The sequence below is a fragment of the Bacillus sp. TH25 genome, assembly GCF_016650935.1.
GTDB classification, from domain to species: Bacteria; Bacillota; Bacilli; order Bacillales; family Bacillaceae_G; genus Bacillus_A; species Bacillus_A mycoides.
Genome location: NZ_JAEKEU010000039.1, coordinates 264,390 through 284,824, shown reverse-complemented (window position 1 = coordinate 284,824; position 20,435 = coordinate 264,390). Strand labels below are relative to the sequence as shown.

Below are 20,435 nucleotides of genomic sequence, written 5' to 3'. Positions count from 1 at the left end.
CACTTCCTTATTTCGCGTCGTACCAAGTTGGACCGTAAGAATAATCAACTTTTAACGGAACTGCTAGTTCAATTGCATGCTCCATTACTTCAGGTACAAGCTTCTCTAGTTTTTCCACTTCTTCTTTTGGCGCTTCAAAGATCAATTCATCGTGTACTTGCAGAAGTAAGCGAGCTTGTAGACCTTCTTCTTCTAAGCGATCCGCCATAATAATCATAGCCTTTTTAATAATATCCGCCGCACTACCTTGAATTGGTGTATTCATTGCTGTACGCTCTGCAAAGCTACGTAAATTAAAGTTACGGCTCGTAATTTCTGGAATGTAACGACGGCGATTTAATAACGTTGAAACATATCCTTTTTGCTTCGCATCTTTTACAATGTCAGCCATATATTCTTGTACCCCAGGGAAGCTTTCTAAATACCTTTCAATAAATTCCCCTGCCGCTTTTCTCGTGATTCCTAAGTTTTGTGAAAGGCCGTAATCACTAATACCGTATACAATACCGAAGTTTACAGCTTTTGCTTGTCGTCTCATATTAGATGTCACTTCATCCTTTCCAACACCGAATACATCCATAGCTGTTTTCGTATGAATATCCATGTCATGTTGGAACGCTTCAACTAAACCTTCATCTTTTGCAATGTGAGCAAGCACACGAAGTTCAATTTGTGAATAATCGGCTGCGTACATAATCCATCCTTCTTCTGAAGGAATAAACGCCTGACGAATCTTCCTTCCCTCTTCTAAGCGAATCGGGATATTTTGCAAGTTTGGTTCCGTTGAACTTAGTCGTCCCGTTTGCGTTAACACTTGGTTAAATCGAGTGTGAATTTTAGATGAATCGTCATGTACAACTTTTAATAACCCTTCAATATATGTAGAGTTTAGTTTCCCTAATTGACGGTAGTGTAAAATCTTCGGAATGATTGCATGATGATCCATAAGCTTATCTAGTACATCAGCAGACGTAGAATAACCTGTTTTCGTCTTTTTAAGAACAGGTAAATTTAAGTTTTCAAACAGAATAACCCCAAGCTGCTTCGGTGAATTAATATTAAATTCCGTCCCCGCTAGCTCATAAATCTCCTGTTCCATTTCCTTTAATCTACCCGCAAGTTCTTCTCCCATATTACGAAGACGCTCCGTATCAACTGTAACACCTTTCACTTCCATGTCAGCTAATACACGAGCAAGCGGTAATTCTAACTCTGTAAATAGTTCATATTGCTCATTCTTTTCTAATTCTTCCTCGAATATTTGCTTAACATCATATAATACATGCACTTTACGAGCTACATGCTCAGCTACTACCTCTTGCTCCGGAACAGCACGCTTCGCACCTTTCCCGTAAACTTCTTCGTCAGATTTTACCGCATGTGTTTCTTTCATTTTCGCAACAGCACGGAAATCTTTATCTGTATCGGCTGGATCAAGTAAATAAGCGGCAATTAATAAATCAAAGTCAATCCCTTGAATATCTACACCTTTCCACTTGAGAGCAACGATAGCACGCTTCGCATCAAATGTATGTTTTCTCATTTCCCCATTTGCAAGCCACTCTTTAAAAGCATCTGATTTAAGAGCAACATCGGCTGGAATGAAGTAACAACCATTTTCATTTTGAATACCAAAACCTTGAATATCGGCTTTATGATAATTATCTTCTTGCACTTCAACAATAAGCGCACTATCTTGCTGAAGCATTTCTTCTGTAACTTCTTCTACAATATCAAATGTAATATCATCTAATTCAGCTGGAGCCGTTTCCTCCGGCGTAACACCTAACTTATTTAAAAGGGATGTAAATCCTAAATTCTCGAACATTGGAATCAAATCGCTTGGTTCATACCCTTTATATTCCATATCATCTACATGCACAGTAATCGGTGCGTCTGTAATAATAGTCGCAAGTTCTTTACTCATAAGAGCTTGTTCTTTATTCGCTTCTAACTTTTCTTTTAATTTCTTTCCACTCACTTGATCTAAGTTTTCATATACTGCTTCTACCGTTTCAAATTGCGTTAATAATTTAATGGCTGTCTTCTCACCAACACCTGGTACACCTGGAATGTTATCCGATTGGTCTCCCATTAAACCTTTCATATCGATAATTTGCTTTGGTGATAAGCTATATTTCTCAAATAAAGCTTCTTTCGTATATTCATCTACTTCCGTAATCCCTTTGCGAGGAATACATACGAGTGTATTATCTGAAACAAGTTGCAGTAAATCTTTATCTCCTGAAATAACTTTAACATGAAACCCTTGCTCACTCGCTTCTTTCGCTAACGTTCCCATAATGTCATCCGCTTCATAATTTTCCAGCTCATAACGCGGTACATTGAATGCATCAAGCACCTCACGAATAAACGGGAATTGCTCTGATAACTCAGGTGGAGTCTTTTGACGCCCTCCCTTGTAATCACTATACGTTTTATGACGGAATGTTGTTTTCCCCGCATCAAACGCCACAAGCATATGCGTCGGTTTTTCTTCCTCTAGTATCCTCATTAACATCATTGTAAAACCATAAATTGCGTTCGTATGTATGCCTTTGTCGTTATTTAAAAGCGGTAGTGCAAAGAAAGCACGATACGCGATATTATTACCATCTACTAATACGACTTTTTTTTCCAAACTACAAACCTCCCCATACATATTTGAAACGGTTTTTTCCACAGAAAAAAAACCGTTCCTGTCCTCTCTCTATATTAACATGACTAATAGAGAGAAGAAAAATAACGGTTTTTTTCTATCATATATAAACAGACTTACATTGGCATAAAGGGAAGTGACGAGAATAGCATAACTACTCTCGTCCAAAATTACTCCTTGGATGAAGGGGTTTTCATATATTATATTAACAGAGCTTTATTAATATTTAATTAAGCCATTGTTAATATATTGTAAATATCCTTCATCCTATTTTTCAGTAGCTGATTTTGGTAAAACAACTGTAAATGTTGTTCCTTCCCCAACCTCACTATCCACCGTAATCGTACCTTGATGCGCTTCAACTAAATGTTTTACAATTGATAAACCAAGACCCGTTCCACCCGTATTTCTACTTCTTGCTTTATCCACTCGGTAAAAGCGTTCAAAAATACGTGGGATTTCCTCTTTACTAATACCAATTCCAGTATCAGATACTTTTATATAAGCATTATATTTATCTTCTGCCAATTCAACAGAAACAACGCCTCCAGCCGGTGTATATACAATCGCGTTATTAATTAAATTAATAAAGATTTGTTTCAAGCGACCTGGATCCCCAATGACAGAGACACGTTTTAATGCATTCACTTGTAAAGAGATTTCTTTTTCTCCCGCTTTATTATCAAGCACCATATGAATATCTTCAAGAAGTTCCTTCATATCAACGGTCCCCATATTTAGTTTAAACCCTTGTTGCTCGATCTTTGACAAGTCTAATAAATCTTCAATTAATCCTTGCATGCGTTCACTTTCTTTTAAAATAATATGTAAGAAATGTTCGCAGAATTTTTTATTATCCATAGCCCCATCCAAGAGCGTTTCTGAAAAACCTTTAATAGAAGTAATTGGCGTCTTTAGTTCATGAGAAACATTCGCTAAAAAGTCTTTTCTCATTTGTTCTAATTTCTTTAACTCTGTTATGTCATGGAACACAAGAACAATACCTTTCCATTCATGGTTCGTCCCAATAATTGGCGCTCCATATACTTCGAAATGCTTTCGCTCAATTCCAAGCGGCAATAACATTTGTTTACGCACTTTCACTTCTGTCATAAAGATTTCTTCCACAAGCTCAATAATTTCTGTATGATGAAACGATTCATAATATAAGCGATCTAAATATTCTTCATCTGTTACGTGGAAAGTTTCCTTATAAGAACGGTTTACAAGGTTTATATAACCGCGACTATCAATTAAAATCATTCCACTTCCCATATTTTCAATTAACGTATGCAGACGATCCTGTTGCATTTCCTGCTCAAGAGTCATCTCTTGTAAATTACGAGCTAAAATATTAATCGCTTTACTCAGCATCCCTGTTTCATCCGAATGACTTTCATAAGCTCGTGCTTTATAATTTCCCTTCGCTAATTCAATGGCAACTTTCGTAACCGATTCAATCGGCCTAATATATTGCCCCGTAATTTTCATACCTAAAAATACGACTACGAGACAAGCAATAACAAATCCTATAATTAATAATCCCCACGTTTTTTGATGCACGTCTTTCAATGGCTCAATTGTACTTTTTACCAAAATATATCCTTGTTTTCCTGCTAGATCTTGAACGAACACCGCATGATAAAATTCATTCTTTTGATCTGTTTCTTGCGTAATCACTTTACTTCGTTGTTTTGCTGCTTCAGAAGAAAGTTCTTTAATCATCTCTTGATTAAATGCAGATGGTTGCCCTCCGCTATATTGAACTTTCTTTTTTTCATCAACAAATATAATAGAAGCTGGTATTTTTTCTTCTAACTTTTCAAATACATAAGGCTTTTTTAAAACAGCATCAAACCCTTGCTCTTCTGCTAATACCGCAACATACTGTGTCTCTTTTATCATTCTCTCTTTAGCATGATCTATATAGTAGTTTTCAAATACAGTTTCTAATAATACACCTAGTCCAACTAAAATAAAAACGATAAGAGAAACAAATGTAAAAAGAAGCCTGGAACGAAACTTATTCATCCACTTTTGGCTCCTCTAATTTATAACCTAAACCACGTATCGTTTTAATGTACGTCGGTTTTTTCGTATTTTGTTCAATTTTATCGCGCAAATGGCTAATATGGACATCAACAATTCTTGTATCACCGGCAAAATCATAATTCCATACAGCACTTAATAATTGGTCACGAGTTAATACACGACTTTTATTTTTCGCAAGATAAACAAGTAACTCAAATTCTTTCGGTGTTAATTCCAGTTTCCTTCCTTGGAAGTACGCTTCATAAAACTCCGGTAAAATTTTAAGCTCTGCAATTTTGATGCTCTCTTCATCTGGCGATTCTGAAACTTGTTCTTCCTGCTGTAATTTCGTACGGCGCAAAATCGCCTTCACACGAGCAACAACTTCCCTTGGACTAAATGGCTTCGTCATATAATCATCAGCCCCAAGCTCAAGACCTAGCACCTTATCAAATTCATCATCTTTTGCTGTTAACATTAAAATCGGCGTCATAATACGCTGCAATCGTAATTCTTTACAAACTTCCATACCATCCATTTTTGGAAGCATTAAATCTAATATAATTAAATCTGGGCGTTCTGTAGTCGCTTTTTGAAGCGCCATTTCTCCATCCATTGCTGTAATAACTTCAAACCCAGCTTGTTGTAAATTAAATTCAATTAAAGTTAAGATAAATTCCTCATCATCAACTACTAAAATACGATTGTTCATTCTTTTCCTCCAAGTTATAGACTTGAAACCTTCTTCATCCTAGTATTTTCCCCGTTATTCTCATCATACTAGAAAACAAGGTCTCCCTCAATATAATTGTCTATTCATGGAGCTCGTTTGTACTAGAGTTTCGGAAAATAAAAGCAATCGTAACTTCATTCCCTCTATCCGGTCGCTATCCAAACTTTATAGATGAATTTATCTTTTTTAAACTCTTCTTCCGTATGAACTATAAACTCTCGATTTTGCGCTAGGAAAAACGAAAGAGCATACGCTATTTTATAATCTGGTGTTTCATATCCATCAAATACTTTCCCGTACATTTCATTCGCGATTGAATCGGCCCATACTTCAGCTTCTCTTATCGTTTCAAAAATAATGTCTTCCCTCTCCCATTTCACAGTTATATCACCCTTTCCAAACAAAAAGTAGCGCTAGCATACCCTTAATAAGAATATGACTAACGCTACTTTTATATCATTCTAACTTTCATTTTTTAAAAATTATCTAATGCTTTTTCCATAATGGAAACAGATTTAAAAGGTGGTGTTACTGTTAATGAACCTTTTACAACAGTTTCTCCTTTTTCATCATGAGCAAATACAAGCATATCAATTGTATGTTCCTCCTCTGAAACAGCCACAACTTCAAAGTGGATTTGTAACGTTTCATAATGGTGAACATGTTTCACGAACGTAAGGTCCTTCCTAGTAATATGACTACCTGGACCTGGTAAATATTTCGTAACCGCCGTTGTAATCAGCCCCGTTAGCATAATGCTTGGGACAATCGGCTTTTCATACGGAGTTTGGGATGCGTAATCATGCTGAATATATAATGGATTGGCATCATTCGTTAACCCTAAGTACAATAACAAATCTTTATCCTCAATTTTTTCAGTGATAGATAATTTCTCTCCTACTGTAATTTCATCCATTCTACGACCAATTTGAACTTTTTTCTTTAACATGTTACAACCCCCTCCGATTTTTTCACCTTATTATCCTACTAAAAGCGATACCTTATCCGAAATTTACTATGATGAGGGCAATGTATAGTATAAGTCTATAGTTTCATTATAGGACACACCAAATGATAGCGTTTTCATATTATTTCAAAAAAACATTTCAATATATAGTAGAAAAAGATTCGGGGCCCCGAATCTTTTTCCACTTATATTTAATTATTAAACAAGAACTTTCATAACGTTACGTACAGATTCTACAGAGCGATCTAACGCTTCTTTTTCATCTGCAAGAAGTTCTAATTCAATAATTTTTTCAATTCCGTTACCACCTAGAATTACTGGTACCCCTAAGTAAAGGTCACTATAACCATATTCACCTTCAAGGTACGCAATAGCCGGTAATACACGGCGTTGATCTTTCAAGATTGCTTCTGTCATTTCAACTAAAGAAGCAGCTGGTGCGTAATATGCACTACCGTTTCCTAATAAGCCTACAATCTCACCGCCACCTTTACGTGTACGTTCTACGATTGCTTCTAAACGCTCTTTTGGAATTAATGTTTCTAACGGAATGCCACCTGCATAGGAATAGCGTACAAGAGGTACCATATCGTCACCATGTCCACCAAGAACAAATCCTGTAATGTCTTTCACAGAAAGGTTTAACTCTTGTGAAATAAATGTACGGAAACGAGCTGTATCTAATACGCCCGATTGACCGATAACACGCTCTTTCGGGAATCCTGCTTCTTTAAATACAGAATATGTCATTGCATCAACCGGATTTGTTAATACAACAATAATCGCATTTGGTGAATGTTTTGCAATGTCGCGCGTAATACTTTTCATAATTTTAGAGTTTGTTGCTACTAAGTCATCACGGCTCATACCAGGCTTACGCGCAATACCAGCTGTAATAACGACAACGTCAGAATCAGCAGTATCTGCGTAATCAGATGTACCAATAATGTTAGCATCAAAACCTTGTACTGGGCTCGCTTCTAACATATCTAACGCTTTCCCTTTTGTTGGATTTTCCAGCTGTGGAATGTCCACTACTACAACATCTGCAAGTTCTTTTTGTGCTAATAAGAATGCTGTTGTTGCTCCTGTAAATCCTGCACCGATGACTGAAACTTTCTTGCGTTTGATTGTCATAATTTACCCCCCGCTTTAATTATGCGTTTTTGATTATCGCTACATCCATGTTTTTAATAAGTTCATTAGCAAACTCAGAACATTTCACTTCTGTTGCACCTTCCATTAAGCGCGCGAAATCATAAGTTACTACTTTTGATTCAATTGTTTTCTCAACTGAATCAGTTACTAAATTCGCAGCTTCGTTCCATCCTAAGTGCTCTAATAATAATACACCTGAAAGAAGAACTGAAGATGGGTTTACTTTATCTAAACCTGCATATTTTGGAGCTGTACCATGTGTAGCTTCAAAGATAGCATGTCCAGTCACATAGTTAATGTTTGCACCAGGTGCAATACCAATTCCACCTACTTGTGCAGCAAGTGCATCAGAGATGTAGTCTCCGTTTAAGTTCATTGTTGCAACAACATCAAACTCACGTGGACGAGTTAAAATTTGTTGTAAGAAGATATCTGCAATAGAATCTTTTACGATGATTTTCCCAGCCACTTCTGCGTCTGCCATCGCTTTATTCGCTGCATCTTTACCATCTTTTTCAACGATACGATCATATTCAGCCCAAGTAAATACTTTGTCGCCGAATTCTTGTTCCGCTACTTCGTAACCCCAGTTTTTGAAAGCACCTTCTGTAAATTTCATAATGTTTCCTTTATGAACTAATGTAACAGAAGAACGTTTTTCGTTAATTGCATATTGAATTGCAGCGCGAACAAGACGCTTTGTCCCTTCCTCTGAAATTGGTTTAATACCAATCCCTGATGTTTCTGGGAAGCGGATTTTATTAACACCCATTGCTTCTTTTAAGAAAGCAAGAACTTTTTCTGCTTCTGGAGAACCTTGTGCATATTCAATTCCAGCGTAAATGTCTTCTGTATTTTCACGGAAAATAACCATATCAGTATCTTCCGGACGTTTTACAGGTGAAGGAACACCTTCAAAATAACGAACTGGACGTAGACATACATATAAATCTAATTCTTGACGAAGCGCTACGTTTAGAGAACGAATACCACCGCCAACTGGAGTTGTAAGTGGACCTTTAATTGCGATTAAATATTCACGAATTAAATTTAAAGTCTCTTCTGGTAACCACTCGCCTGTTTGGTTGAATGCTTTTTCCCCTGCAAGCACTTCTTTCCAAACGATTTTCTTCTCACCATCATAAGCTTTTTCAACTGCTGCTTCTATTACGCGAGATGCTGCAGCCCAAATATCAGGACCAATTCCATCTCCTTCGATAAATGGAATAATCGGATTGTTTGGTACATTCATAACACCATTAGTTACAGTAATTTTTTCACCTGTCGTCAATGTGATAACCCCCATGTTTGAAATTTCATATGTATGAAACTGAGGGAATAACCCCTCAGTTCAAACCGTTAGTCAAATTTAAATATTCTAATCATTACATCTTCCCAAAAAAATCAGACTTTTGAAAGCGTATTTTCACTATCAAAATAGTGTTTTTCGCTTATCGTTGCGCTAGTGGAACGTACACTTGATGTGTCGGTCCATCATAATCAGCACGCGGACGGATTAAACGGTTGTTTTCATATTGTTCTAGAATATGAGCTAACCAGCCTGACATACGGCTAATTGCAAAGATAGGTGTAAATAAGTCATGGTCAATTCCTAAACAATGGTATACAGAAGCTGAATAGAAATCAACATTTGGTGGAAGACCTTTTTCTTTTGTTACAATGTCTTCAATTTTGATAGACATATTATACCATTTGTCTTCTCCTAAAAGCACGCATAATCTCTTAGACATTTCGCGTAAGTGTTTCGCGCGTGGATCACCATGCTCATATACGCGATGACCAAATCCCATAATTTTCACTTTATTTTGAAGAGCATTATGAATATATGATTCTACATTTTCTTCTTCGCCAATTTCAGTTAACATCTTCATTACATTTTCATTTGCCCCGCCGTGAAGAGGACCTTTTAATGCACCGATTGCTGCTGTAATACCAGAATACACATCTGAAAGTGTAGCTACGCAAACACGTGCAGTAAATGTAGAAGCGTTTAACTCATGATCGGCATGAAGTACAAGTGCCTTATCAAAAGCCTCAATTTCAACTTCATTTGGCTCACGATCATTTAACATGTACAAGAAGTTTGCAGCTAATGATAGATCTTTTCTTGGCTCAACAACATCTAAACCTTTGCGAATTCTTGCATAAGCCGCAATTAAAGTTCCGACTTGAGCCTGTAATTTAACCGCTTTCAAATAATTAGACTTTCCATCCATTATTTCAGCACTCTCATCATATAATGATAGCATGGAAATCGCAGTTCGTAAAACCGACATCGGGTGCGCGATTTTTAAATCTACTTGTTTCAAATATGCTAAAATCTCACCTGGTACTTTATAGTATTCAGATACTGTTCCACTAAATTCCGCTAGTTCTTTTTCGTTAGGAAGCTTGCGGTGCCATAATAAGTACACTACTTCTTCGAACGTAGCATTCTCAGCTAAATCATCAATATTATACCCAACATAAGTTAATGTATCATCAATAATAGAGCTCACAGATGATGTTGTTGCTACTACCCCTTCTAAACCTCGAATAACAGTCATGACATTCTCTCCTTTTCCTGAAAATTCTCCCAACCTTGCTCCTTATATCTATTTGCTCCCCTTATAAATTATGAACGCTCGTTCACTCTTTAGGCAAGCAAAATGCACGTTCATGCAAATTTATTGCGATGTTCCCCTCTTATTGTCCATGGCTTACATGGAAAGCATGAGCGTGAATGTCTCCTCGAATCCTCACGCTCAGAACAACAAGTTAGTGAGGAAAATGAATTCCGAAGAGTTTATGATAAAAACAACATAAAACAATATCATTATAAAATTGTTTTATGTTGTTTTTATTTTATCTGGTGTAAAGTCTCTGCTGTTATGTAACTTTTCAAAGTTTCTAATCCTATTATAAACAATTATCTGACTTTTGTGAACAGAAAGAATTCAAAAATTTTATATTACTATAAAATTCCTTATTTAAACATCTGTATAATACTCATAACTGCATAGGCAATTCCAGCCCCAATTAATGGACCTACAGCGACTCCATTAAATAAAGCTACAGCTATAATTGTCCCAAAAACAAGTGCGGTTGTAATATGTGGGTCCGTCGTCAATAATTGTACGCCGCCTTTCGCTAACAAAGCGACCGCCACACCTGAGGCTAAAGCAATCCATGCATAATACGATTTCGCTGCTTCTCCGAGTTGTTTAAAGCCTATTTCTCCAGTCGCAATCGGTACGAGCACTGCTATTGTAATGACTGTTACACCAAGGTTAATCCCTTTCGTTTGTAGATAAGGAAAGACTTTATCTCCTAAAAACGTAAACTTCAATAAGAATAACACTCCAATAGCTACAGTAAGCGATTGGTTTTTAGCAATAAGTCCTATAATAAGTAGTATGAATAAAAATAACGTTGACTGACTAATCATGTTTGCACTTCCTTTCTGAAAATAATGAACTCGCTTCCAAACAAAAATACCTTTAAACCTATCGTTATACATGCTATATCGATGCGTATTTGCCAATTATAATAAAGAAACAAATTGATTTTCATGCGCATTTCAAAATTACAAACAAGACTTTAACCAGAAAAAAATAAAGCATGCATATACATTTAAAAGCGGATGTCTCTCCTTTCTTTTATAATAAGAAACAGGTAAAATAAAAAGGAGAGAAAATGAAGTTTTTACCATATAGTAGAAGCATCACCAACAAGCTTCTGTAGTCATTAATCCGCTGCAGAAGCAGGCTAAATCCATCATTCCACTATAACATAAAGTGAAACTTTGATCAGTGAATCTCACTAGTTATAAGTTGAACGAATTAGGATAATCCAAATTGGAATGGGAGGTATACATCTTTGAACCGAAACTTACTATATATGATATTACGACTCATATTTGTCATTGTAGCAACGGTAGTTGGGTTCTATGCATTGCTGTACATGTCAGGCCTTATCTACCCTTTTATTATCGCTTTTGCATTCGCTTATTTGATTAATCCTGTCGTCAATTTCCTTAATCAAAAACTACAATTCCCTCGCGCATTAGCGGTACTCGTTAGCTTAATTCTCGTATTCGGAGCTATCGTTGGACTTGTTACATACCTTGTAACTGAAGCAATATCTGCCACAACGTACTTACTACAAATTGTTACAGTGAAGTTTCCAGATATCGTTTCATTCGCCCAACAATTTGCACTTAATCATATTATGCCTCTCTATGATGATTTAATCTCTAAATTTAATCATCTCGGAGAACCACAGCGATACACTATTACACAAAACATTCAAAACTTAGGCACCGAAGCAACGACACAAATGAAAGAACTTTTAACCGCCATTATAAGTGGGTTAACAAATTTCATTAGTGCATTACCAACAACTTTAACTGTCCTTGTCTTCGTCTTATTAGCCACCTTCTTCATTAGTTACGATTGGCACCGTCTTGCTCATAAAGTAAGAAAACTTCTACCTAATCGTGTGCATGGATACGGAAAAACTATTTTTGTCGATTTAAGAAAAGCTTTGTTTGGTTTTGTTAAAGCGCAACTTACACTCGTATCTATGACAACTATCATTGTACTAATCGGCCTTTTAATATTACGCGTTCCATACGCAATTACTATCGCGATTATTACAGGGGTTGTAGATTTACTCCCGTATTTAGGAACTGGAGCCGTCTTCGTTCCTTGGGTTATATACGTATTTTTCACAGGCGATACTGCATTCGCCATCGGTCTTCTCATCCTGTACATCGTCGTGATTGTCCAAAGACAAATCATGGAGCCAAAAGTACTTTCATCTAATATTGGACTAGATCCATTAGCGACACTCATCGCTCTATTTGTCGGCTTTAAGCTCTTTGGTTTTTTAGGATTAATCATCGGTCCAGTCATATTAGTACTACTTAATACATTACACAAAGCTCATGTATTCCACGACTTATGGAAATTCATTAAGGGTTCACCATCAAAATAATATTTCCTAATTCATACACAATAAAAAATCAACTGTAATCAGTGGGAAATTCCCACTGATTACTCACTGTACTTTTTTGTACTACCTACATCTATAAGAGAATTTCCTAAAAAAGGATAATCCTCTTATTTTTTTGCATAAAAACGCATATTTTAGGACGAAAATACATTTTTACTCTATATACTTTATAATTATTACTTACATTTATTACTTTTTATGTAAATGAATAAATATACAAAACAAGACAGATGAACCCTTTAATCCGTAATTTTTCTTCTCCTGTCTAACTTCTGCTCACTAATCGAATCTTACTACAAGCAAAAACATCATCCTAATGTAACACTTTTCATTCACAAGAACCCTCTGCATCCTATCGTTTAATAACTAACAAAAATCCAACCCGGGCAGGAAGCTAACAATTGACTATAAATAGCAAATAAAAAAATAACGCGTAGATCGCTATAATCTACGCGTTATTTCTGAACAATAATAGTAGTTCTCTTTCTAAATTTCCAATCAATCCACTTCATAACAGCCGGCTTCAATAAAGCTCTCGTTATAGGAACAACAAAGATAAAACCTATTATATCCGTCACATATCCAGGCAGTACTAAAAGAATACCTCCTACGAATATAAAAATACCATCTAGAACCGCATCACCCGGCATTTCTCCTCTATTTAACCTAAATTGAATCTCTCTAAGTACTTTAAACCCTTGTCGTTTCGCCAAATATATACCCACAATACCCGTAAATACAATCATAGCGAACGTAGACCATAAACCTATTACATGACTCGACCCTATTAACACCGTAATCTCAATCGCCGGCACTGAAATAAGTAAGAACAGTAACCACTTCATAGCTCGCACTCCTTCATATTTCATTTAAAAGGTTTGAAAGTATCACCCTTGCAAAACCCCTTATAAGCCCCTTAAAACGCTCATACAAGCTTCACAAAGGACAATTAACCCTCTTCCCACTAAACATTATAATAAACGTTTTTCAACGCGATTTCAGGTATTTAAAGCTATCTCTATCCTTTTTTTGTGTAAAAAAAAGAGAAGGACTCCGATCCTTCTCTCCGTATTACTTCTTATAGCACTTCCGCATGTCCATTATAAACAATTCCGCGTGCTGCATCAACTGTTACTTCTTGGCCATTTTTTAAAGTTGTTGTTACGCCGTTTACACCAACGATAACAGGAATACCGATTGATACACCTACAACAGCTGCATGGCTTGTTAGACCGCCTTCTTCTACAACTAGAGCAGCAGCTTTTTCAATTGCAGGAATCATATCTTTATCAGTGCTTGTTGTAACAAGGATATCACCTTTGTTTACGTTCGCTACAGCTTCAGCAGCTGTTTTCGCTACAACTACTTTACCTTTTGCAGATTTACGACCGATTCCTTGCCCTTTAGCAACTTTTTCACCAACAACGTGGATTTTCATTAAGTTTGTTGTACCAGTTTCAGCAACTGGAACACCAGCAGTGATCACTACAGTATCTCCAAGTCCGATTAGACCCGCATCCATACCTGTTTGAATTGCTGTATCTAACATTTCGTCAGTAGAAGCTGCACGTTTCTTAGACATAAATGCTTGAACACCCCAAACAAGTGCAAGACGACGTCCTACTTGCTCGTCAGATGTTACAGCTACGATTGGAGATTTCGGACGGTATTTAGAGATCATTTTCGCAGTATGTCCACTTTCTGTTGGAGCTACGATTGCAGCTACATCAAGAGCAAGTGCTGTGTGCGCAACAGATTGGCTAATTGCATCTGTAATTGTTGGTGTGAACTCTTTAATACGTTTTTTGAACATATCTTCATATTGTAATGATTTTTCAACACGTACCGCAATGTTAGCCATCATTGTTACAGCTTCTACAGGGTATTGACCCGCAGCAGTTTCACCTGAAAGCATGATTGCATCTGTTCCATCGAAGATTGCGTTTGCTACGTCACTTGCTTCCGCACGAGTCGGACGTGGGTTACGTTGCATAGAATCTAACATTTGTGTTGCAGTAATAACTGGTTTGCCTAATACGTTACATTTTTTGATTAGACGTTTTTGTACTAATGGTACTTCTTCTGGTGGAATTTCTACACCCATATCACCACGAGCAACCATTAAACCGTCAGAAACTTCTAAGATTGAATCGATGTTGTCGATACCTTCTTGGTTTTCGATTTTTGGTACGATTTGGATGTATTGAGCGTTATGCCCTTCTAATAATTCACGAATTTCTAATACGTCAGATGCTTTACGTACGAAAGATGCTGCGATGAAATCAACTTTTTGCTCGATACCGAAAACGATATCTTGCACGTCTTTTTCAGTGATACCAGGAAGCTTAATGCTTACGTTTGGTACGTTAACACCTTTTTTATTTTTTACAGTTCCGCTGTTTAATACTTTTGTACGGATGTTTCCGTCAGCTTTCTCGATTACTTCTAGTTCGATAAGACCGTCATCGATTAGAATACGAGAACCTGGATCAACATCATCATAAAGACCAGCATAAGATACAGAGAACTTCTCTGCAGTTCCTAATACTTGTTCAGTAGAAAGAATTACTTCTGCACCTGTTACAAGCTCAGCTTGTCCGTCTACGAAGTCATGTGTACGGATTTCTGGACCTTTTGTATCAAGTAAGATACCAACTGTTTTACCAGTTTTCTTTGAAGCTTCACGAATATTTTTAATACGAGCTCCATGCTCTTCATGGCTACCATGAGAGAAGTTTAAACGAGCAACGTTCATACCCGCTTCCATTAATTGCTCTAATTTCTCAATACTTTCACTAGCAGGACCTATAGTACATACAATTTTAGTTTTACGCATATTGCACCTCCGAAAATTATGAAACCGTTCCCAAATACAAGGCATTAAGCCGATTAGATAGATAATTCTTTAGATAATTGATACATATCTTTATCGATTGTATGCTTTTGAGCTAACGCTTCGATAATGTCATGATCAACAAGTTTATTATTTTGAATACCAACACAACGTCCGCCATTACCAGCAATTAATAATTCAACTGCTCTTGCGCCAAGACGACTAGCTAATACACGGTCTTGTGCACTTGGTGACCCACCACGTTGTACGTGACCTAATACAGTTACACGAGTATCAAAGCTTGTTGCTTCTTCAATGTGCTTACCGATGTCAATTGCACTTCCAACACCTTCAGCTACAACGATAATACTGTGCTTTTTACCACGTTCACTACCGCGTTTCAGACGAGAGATAACATCTTCCATGTCATACTTTTCTTCTGGAATTAAGATAGTTTCTGCACCATCAGCTAAACCAGCCCATAATGCGATATCTCCAGCGTGACGTCCCATTACTTCGATAACATATGTACGTTCATGAGATGTAGCTGTATCACGGATTTTATCAATTGCATCAATAACAGTATTTAAAGCTGTATCAAAACCAATTGTGAAGTCTGTTCCAGGGATATCATTGTCGATTGTACCTGGTACACCTACACATGGGAATCCTTGCTCAGTTAATTTTTTTGCGCCTTGGTACGAACCATCTCCACCAATAACGACAAGTCCTTCAATACCATGTTTCTTTAATTGCTCGATTCCTTTTAGTCGTACTTCTGGATCTTTAAACTCAGGACATCTTGCTGTATATAATTTTGTACCACCACGGTGGATAATATCGCCAACAGAACCAAGTTCTAATTTTTCAATATGACCAGAAATTAAACCAGCGTATCCATGGTAAATACCATATACTTCAATATCATGGAAAATCGCTTTACGAACAACTGCACGAATGGCAGCATTCATACCAGGTGAATCTCCACCACTTGTTAATACACCAATACGTTTCATTTGTACTCACCTCATAAAGATTATTTGCCTTATAATAAAATAACACGAAAAAATACAAAAACACAATGGAGAAGATGTGTCTTTTCATAATAAAAACGTGCATTCGCGAAGAGGAACGCACGCTTTTCTTATTTTATCCCAATGGAAGCGTTTGAAAACGAAACTTGCCCAATTTTCATATATTTTTCATAACGTTTTTCGATTAATTCATCTTTCGAAATTCCGCTTAATTGTTCAAAAGTTTTCTTAAGCATTAAATCTATATTTTCTGATTGTTTCAAAACATTACGATGTGCTCCGCCTTTTGCCTCTGGAATAATTTCGTCAATTACACCTAATTCTTTCAAATCTAATGCTGTAATTTTCATCGCTTCTGCAGCTTCTTTTGCTTTACCAGCATCTTTCCAAAGAATCGCCGCCGCACCCTCTGGTGTAATAACAGAATAAGTGGAATTTTCCAGCATATGAATGTAATCTCCTACTCCAAGACCTAACGCACCACCGCTACCACCTTCACCGATAACGATACAAATAACAGGTACAGTTAAACCCGCCATTTCAAATAAATTACGGGCAATTGCCTCACTTTGTCCACGTTCTTCAGCTGCTTTACCAGGATAAGCTCCCTTCGTATCGATGAAACAAATAATGGGACGATTAAACTTTTCCGCTTGTTTCATTAGACGCAGTGCTTTTCGATATCCTTCTGGATGAGGCATCCCAAAATTACGACGAATATTTTCTTTCGTATCTTTTCCGCGTTGGTGCCCAATTACAGTTACGGGCATCCCCTTATATTTCGCAATGCCGCCGACAATCGCTGCATCGTCGCCAAATAGGCGATCTCCATGACATTCAAAAAAATTAGTAAATAAGTGCTCAATATAATCGAGCGTTGTCGGTCGTTCTGCATGACGAGCAATTTGAACACGGTCCCATACTTTCATATTGCCGTATATATCTTCCTCTAGTTTTTCTAGCTTGTCTTCCAAAATACGAATCTCCTCACTGAAGTCCATCTGGCTGTTTTTCGTATAGTCTTTCAGTTCACGAATCTTATTTCTTAGCTCAACAACTGGTTTCTCAAATTCTAGCTCTGCCATACAGCCATTTCCCCTCCTTGATGAACTTCTAAAATCTTACGGAGTGATTCTCTCATATCATCACGATGCACCACCGCATCTAATTGACCGTGCTCTAGTAAAAATTCTGCCGTTTGGAAATCTTCCGGCAGTTTCTCACGCACTGTTTGTTCAATTACGCGTCTACCAGCAAATCCGATAAGTGCACCTGGCTCTGCAAGATTGTAATCACCAAGTGAAGCGAAACTCGCTGAAACCCCGCCCGTCGTTGGGTGAGTCATAACAGAAATAAATAACCCTCCTGCATTACTATGCTTTTTCAAAGCTACGCTTGTTTTTGCCATTTGCATTAAACTTAATATCCCTTCCTGCATACGAGCACCACCCGACGCAGTAAAGATAATAAATGGAACTTGTAAGTCGTATGCCTTTTCAACCGCACGGGCAATTTTCTCTCCTACAACAGAGCCCATGCTGCCCATTCGAAAACGAGAATCCATTACTGCAACAACAACAAGCATGTCATCAATTGTTCCTTCACCAGTTACAACCGCTTCATTCAATTTAGTCTTCTTACGATCGTTTTCTAGTTTCTCTTCATATCCCGGAAACTCAAGTGGATTTAGTGAAACCATCTCTTTGTCATACTCACGAAATGAACCTTCGTCCAATATACTATCAAGGCGTTCCCATGCATTCATCGGATGATGATATCCACAATTCACGCATACTTTTAAATTTTTAAGAAGCTCTTTCGTATACATGATTTTTTTACATTTCGGACATTTTGTCATAACGCCATCTGGTACATCTTTTCGTACTTGTTCTGAAGGTATTGCAGCGTACTTTTTCTTTTTCACGAATAAATCTCTTAGCACAATTTGACCCCCTTCATTGAGAGCTAAGGTTAGCGTAAGAAGAAAATGGGGCTAACACCAATGTTTGATGTTAGCCTTATCTTCTCAATCTGTCTAATAACCTCTCTCTTTACGTTTAACTTTAACCGCTATGCGGTAGAATGTTTGTCATAACGTGTCATGGTCATTTCGACAAATTTTATACATTACGAGTGAAACTGTATATTCTCTACTAATTCATCGTAAATTTTTAAAGCATCATTTTCTTGTTTCACTTCCAAAGTAGCATAAAGCTTTCTATACATTTCGATAGAATCTCCTGAAACTTCACAAGAAAGAGTTGCAACGTAATCATTTACGATCATCCAAATGCGATAGAGTAAATAATTATTGAATTGTTCAATAAGTGTTTTAAAGAACGTTTGATGAAGCACCGGAATTGAGCTTTCATTTTCTTCAAGCACTTGGTGTAATTTACTTAGTACTTCAGAAAACGTTTCTTTCGGTAAATTACATACAAGTCGAATCATATCTTTCTCAAGCAATCGTTTTGTTTGTAATAAATCACGAATTGTTTTCTCATCTTGCAGCAAGAACGGAGCAATTAATTGTACAAGACCGTTATCGTAAAAGTTTCGAATAAACGTTCCCTCACCACGTCTCGTTTCAATTAATCCTACCAGTTCTAACGCACGTAATGCTTCTCTTACAGAGGAACGTCCAACATTTAAGCGTGAACTTAACTCACGCTCAGATGGCAAACGATCCCCTGCTACTAAACAATCCTCTTCCATAATGGAACGGATTTTTTTTACAATTTCGAGATATACTTTTGTATTTGATGATGTCAATGGAAATTCCTCGCTTATTCTTTACCAATCAGCGCTAATTGTTTTGTTTTCTCAGCGACTTCATTTGGATCTACTTGACGGCGAGCTACTCCTGTCTCCATTGCTGCTTTCGCAACGTAAGCCGCTACTTGAGGCGCTACACGCGCGTCAAATGGCGCTGGAATGATATGATCTGCATTCAACTCATCCTCTGATACAAGCTCTGCAATGGCCTGTACAGCTGCCATCTTCATTTCTTCATTAATTTGTGTCGCATGTACATCAAGTGCACCGCGGAAAATACCTGGGAACGCTAGTACATTATTTACTTGGTTCGGGAAGTCAGAACGACCTGTTCCAACAACAGCTGCGCCCGCTGCTTTTGCCAATTCTGGCATAATTTCTGGAACCGGATTCGCCATTGCAAAAATAATTGCATCGTCATTCATTGTACGAACCATCTCTTCAGTTAATGCACCTGCTGCAGATACACCAATGAATACGTCCGCACCTTGTAAAACGTCAGCTAAAGAACCTTCTATACGACTCTTATTTGTATATTTTGCAACTTCATCTTTCACCGGATTCATACCGACAGGACGACCTTCATAGATTGCACCTTTACGGTCACACATAATAACGTCACGTACACCATAGCGATATAAAAGTTTAATGATTGCAATACCTGCTGCACCTGCACCATTTGCGACAACTTTAATATCAGACATTTTCTTTCCAACTAACTTCAGCGCGTTCACAAGGCCTGCTACTGTTACGATAGCTGTTCCGTGTTGATCATCATGGAATATTGGAATGTTTGTCTCTTTTTTCAAACGTTCTTCAATAACGAAGCAGTTTGGCGCTGCGATATCTTCTAAGTTTACACCGCCAAAAGTTGGCTCCATTAATTTTACAGTTTCAACAATTTTATCTACATCGTTTGTATTTAAGGCAATCGGGAATGCATCTACACCAGCAAAGCTCTTGAATAATACAGCTTTACCTTCCATTACTGGAAGAGATGCTTCAGGTCCAATGTTACCAAGACCAAGTACAGCCGTTCCATCTGTCACAACTGCTACCATATTTCCCTTCATTGTATATTCATATACCTTACTTTTATCGTCATAAATTTCTTTACAAGGCTCTGCAACCCCTGGAGAATATGCAAGACTTAAATCTTTTGCATTTTCTACTTTTACTTTTGATACAGTTTCTAATTTTCCTTGATGCACTTTATGCATGTGAAGTGC

The 20,435-nt window shown here is 37.2% G+C and carries 17 protein-coding genes; 1 reads left to right on the top strand and 16 read right to left on the bottom strand.

The features are described from left to right. Nucleotides 1-7: 7 nt before the first annotated feature. The 9 genes from polA to JFT89_RS25295 all read right to left on the bottom strand — a co-directional run bounded on the left by polA (nucleotide 8) and on the right by JFT89_RS25295 (nucleotide 10,996). Entirely contained in the window at nucleotides 8-2,641 is a 2,634-nt protein-coding gene (polA, locus tag JFT89_RS25335) for a DNA polymerase I (RefSeq protein WP_016096019.1), read from the bottom strand. A 285-nt stretch (nucleotides 2,642-2,926) separates the two neighbouring features. After that, entirely contained in the window at nucleotides 2,927-4,690 is a 1,764-nt protein-coding gene (gene phoR, locus JFT89_RS25330; protein ID WP_002167588.1) for a sensory box histidine kinase PhoR, read from the bottom strand. Continuing rightward, the gene (phoP, locus tag JFT89_RS25325; protein ID WP_002015484.1) at nucleotides 4,683-5,402 is read right to left on the bottom strand and encodes a two-component system response regulator PhoP; all 720 of its coding nucleotides are present in this window, start codon (nucleotides 5,400-5,402) and stop codon (nucleotides 4,683-4,685) included. The genes phoR and phoP overlap by 8 nt, the downstream gene beginning before the upstream one ends. 164 nt (nucleotides 5,403-5,566) lie before the next feature. Further along, the gene (locus tag JFT89_RS25320) at nucleotides 5,567-5,803 is read right to left on the bottom strand and encodes a hypothetical protein (RefSeq protein WP_016096018.1); all 237 of its coding nucleotides are present in this window, start codon (nucleotides 5,801-5,803) and stop codon (nucleotides 5,567-5,569) included. Nucleotides 5,804-5,898: 95 nt separating this feature from the next. Beyond that, nucleotides 5,899-6,372, bottom strand: coding sequence for a MaoC/PaaZ C-terminal domain-containing protein (locus tag JFT89_RS25315; protein ID WP_002015489.1), 474 nt, complete (start codon nucleotides 6,370-6,372; stop codon nucleotides 5,899-5,901). A 216-nt stretch (nucleotides 6,373-6,588) separates the two neighbouring features. Continuing rightward, nucleotides 6,589-7,527: a malate dehydrogenase gene (gene mdh / locus JFT89_RS25310; protein ID WP_002067529.1), complete on the bottom strand. Its 939-nt coding sequence runs from the start codon at nucleotides 7,525-7,527 to the stop codon at nucleotides 6,589-6,591. Between the two features lie 19 nt (nucleotides 7,528-7,546). Then, a complete protein-coding gene (icd, locus tag JFT89_RS25305) occupies nucleotides 7,547-8,839 on the bottom strand; it encodes an NADP-dependent isocitrate dehydrogenase (RefSeq protein WP_002088934.1) in 1,293 nt (430 codons plus the stop codon). Between the two features lie 160 nt (nucleotides 8,840-8,999). Continuing rightward, nucleotides 9,000-10,148, bottom strand: a complete 1,149-nt coding sequence (citZ, locus tag JFT89_RS25300) for a citrate synthase (protein ID WP_002067528.1) — start codon at nucleotides 10,146-10,148, stop codon at nucleotides 9,000-9,002. Between the two features lie 386 nt (nucleotides 10,149-10,534). Beyond that, the gene (locus JFT89_RS25295) at nucleotides 10,535-10,996 is read right to left on the bottom strand and encodes a DUF441 domain-containing protein (RefSeq protein WP_000625507.1); all 462 of its coding nucleotides are present in this window, start codon (nucleotides 10,994-10,996) and stop codon (nucleotides 10,535-10,537) included. A gap of 431 nt (nucleotides 10,997-11,427) precedes the next feature. On the opposite strand from JFT89_RS25295, the gene ytvI reads away from it, so the two are divergent. Continuing rightward, entirely contained in the window at nucleotides 11,428-12,546 is a 1,119-nt protein-coding gene (ytvI, locus tag JFT89_RS25290; RefSeq protein WP_002138591.1) for a sporulation integral membrane protein YtvI, read from the top strand. A gap of 473 nt (nucleotides 12,547-13,019) precedes the next feature. Here the strand turns inward: ytvI and JFT89_RS25285 are convergent, their stop codons facing one another. The 7 genes from JFT89_RS25285 to ystJ all read right to left on the bottom strand — a co-directional run bounded on the left by JFT89_RS25285 (nucleotide 13,020) and on the right by ystJ (nucleotide 20,426). Further along, a complete protein-coding gene (locus tag JFT89_RS25285; RefSeq protein ID WP_201040883.1) occupies nucleotides 13,020-13,409 on the bottom strand; it encodes an FxsA family protein in 390 nt (129 codons plus the stop codon). 233 nt (nucleotides 13,410-13,642) lie between these two features. Further along, nucleotides 13,643-15,400 carry a pyruvate kinase gene (gene pyk, locus JFT89_RS25280; RefSeq protein ID WP_002067522.1) on the bottom strand — a complete coding sequence of 586 codons (1,758 nt, stop codon included), beginning with the start codon at nucleotides 15,398-15,400 and terminating at the stop codon, nucleotides 13,643-13,645. A 53-nt stretch (nucleotides 15,401-15,453) separates the two neighbouring features. Further along, a complete protein-coding gene (gene pfkA / locus JFT89_RS25275; protein ID WP_002015498.1) occupies nucleotides 15,454-16,413 on the bottom strand; it encodes a 6-phosphofructokinase in 960 nt (319 codons plus the stop codon). Nucleotides 16,414-16,541: 128 nt separating this feature from the next. Then, a complete protein-coding gene (gene accA / locus JFT89_RS25270) occupies nucleotides 16,542-17,516 on the bottom strand; it encodes an acetyl-CoA carboxylase carboxyl transferase subunit alpha (protein WP_000818787.1) in 975 nt (324 codons plus the stop codon). Next, the gene (gene accD / locus JFT89_RS25265; protein WP_002015500.1) at nucleotides 17,504-18,373 is read right to left on the bottom strand and encodes an acetyl-CoA carboxylase, carboxyltransferase subunit beta; all 870 of its coding nucleotides are present in this window, start codon (nucleotides 18,371-18,373) and stop codon (nucleotides 17,504-17,506) included. Before accD ends, accA begins: the two co-directional genes overlap by 13 nt. Nucleotides 18,374-18,558: 185 nt before the next feature. Beyond that, the gene (locus tag JFT89_RS25260) at nucleotides 18,559-19,203 is read right to left on the bottom strand and encodes a FadR/GntR family transcriptional regulator (protein ID WP_002129364.1); all 645 of its coding nucleotides are present in this window, start codon (nucleotides 19,201-19,203) and stop codon (nucleotides 18,559-18,561) included. Nucleotides 19,204-19,217: 14 nt separating this feature from the next. Further along, nucleotides 19,218-20,426 (bottom strand): NADP-dependent malic enzyme, encoded by a 1,209-nt coding sequence (ystJ, locus tag JFT89_RS25255; RefSeq protein ID WP_161793975.1) that lies wholly within the window; start codon nucleotides 20,424-20,426, stop codon nucleotides 19,218-19,220. Nucleotides 20,427-20,435: the final 9 nt, after the last annotated feature.

What these genes read in the sequence shown, in the direction of transcription:
- phoR (WP_002167588.1), bottom strand. Translation starts at nt 4,690, where the DNA reads ATGAATAAGTTTCGTTCCAGGCTTCTTTTTACATTTGTTTCTCTTATC.
- phoP (WP_002015484.1), bottom strand. Translation starts at nt 5,402, where the DNA reads ATGAACAATCGTATTTTAGTAGTTGATGATGAGGAATTTATCTTAACT.
- JFT89_RS25315 (WP_002015489.1), bottom strand. Translation starts at nt 6,372, where the DNA reads ATGTTAAAGAAAAAAGTTCAAATTGGTCGTAGAATGGATGAAATTACA.
- mdh (WP_002067529.1), bottom strand. Translation starts at nt 7,527, where the DNA reads ATGACAATCAAACGCAAGAAAGTTTCAGTCATCGGTGCAGGATTTACA.
- JFT89_RS25295 (WP_000625507.1), bottom strand. Translation starts at nt 10,996, where the DNA reads ATGATTAGTCAGTCAACGTTATTTTTATTCATACTACTTATTATAGGA.
- JFT89_RS25285 (WP_201040883.1), bottom strand. Translation starts at nt 13,409, where the DNA reads ATGAAGTGGTTACTGTTCTTACTTATTTCAGTGCCGGCGATTGAGATT.
- pyk (WP_002067522.1), bottom strand. Translation starts at nt 15,400, where the DNA reads ATGCGTAAAACTAAAATTGTATGTACTATAGGTCCTGCTAGTGAAAGT.
- pfkA (WP_002015498.1), bottom strand. Translation starts at nt 16,413, where the DNA reads ATGAAACGTATTGGTGTATTAACAAGTGGTGGAGATTCACCTGGTATG.
- accA (WP_000818787.1), bottom strand. Translation starts at nt 17,516, where the DNA reads ATGGCAGAGCTAGAATTTGAGAAACCAGTTGTTGAGCTAAGAAATAAG.
- ystJ (WP_161793975.1), bottom strand. Translation starts at nt 20,426, where the DNA reads ATGCATAAAGTGCATCAAGGAAAATTAGAAACTGTATCAAAAGTAAAA.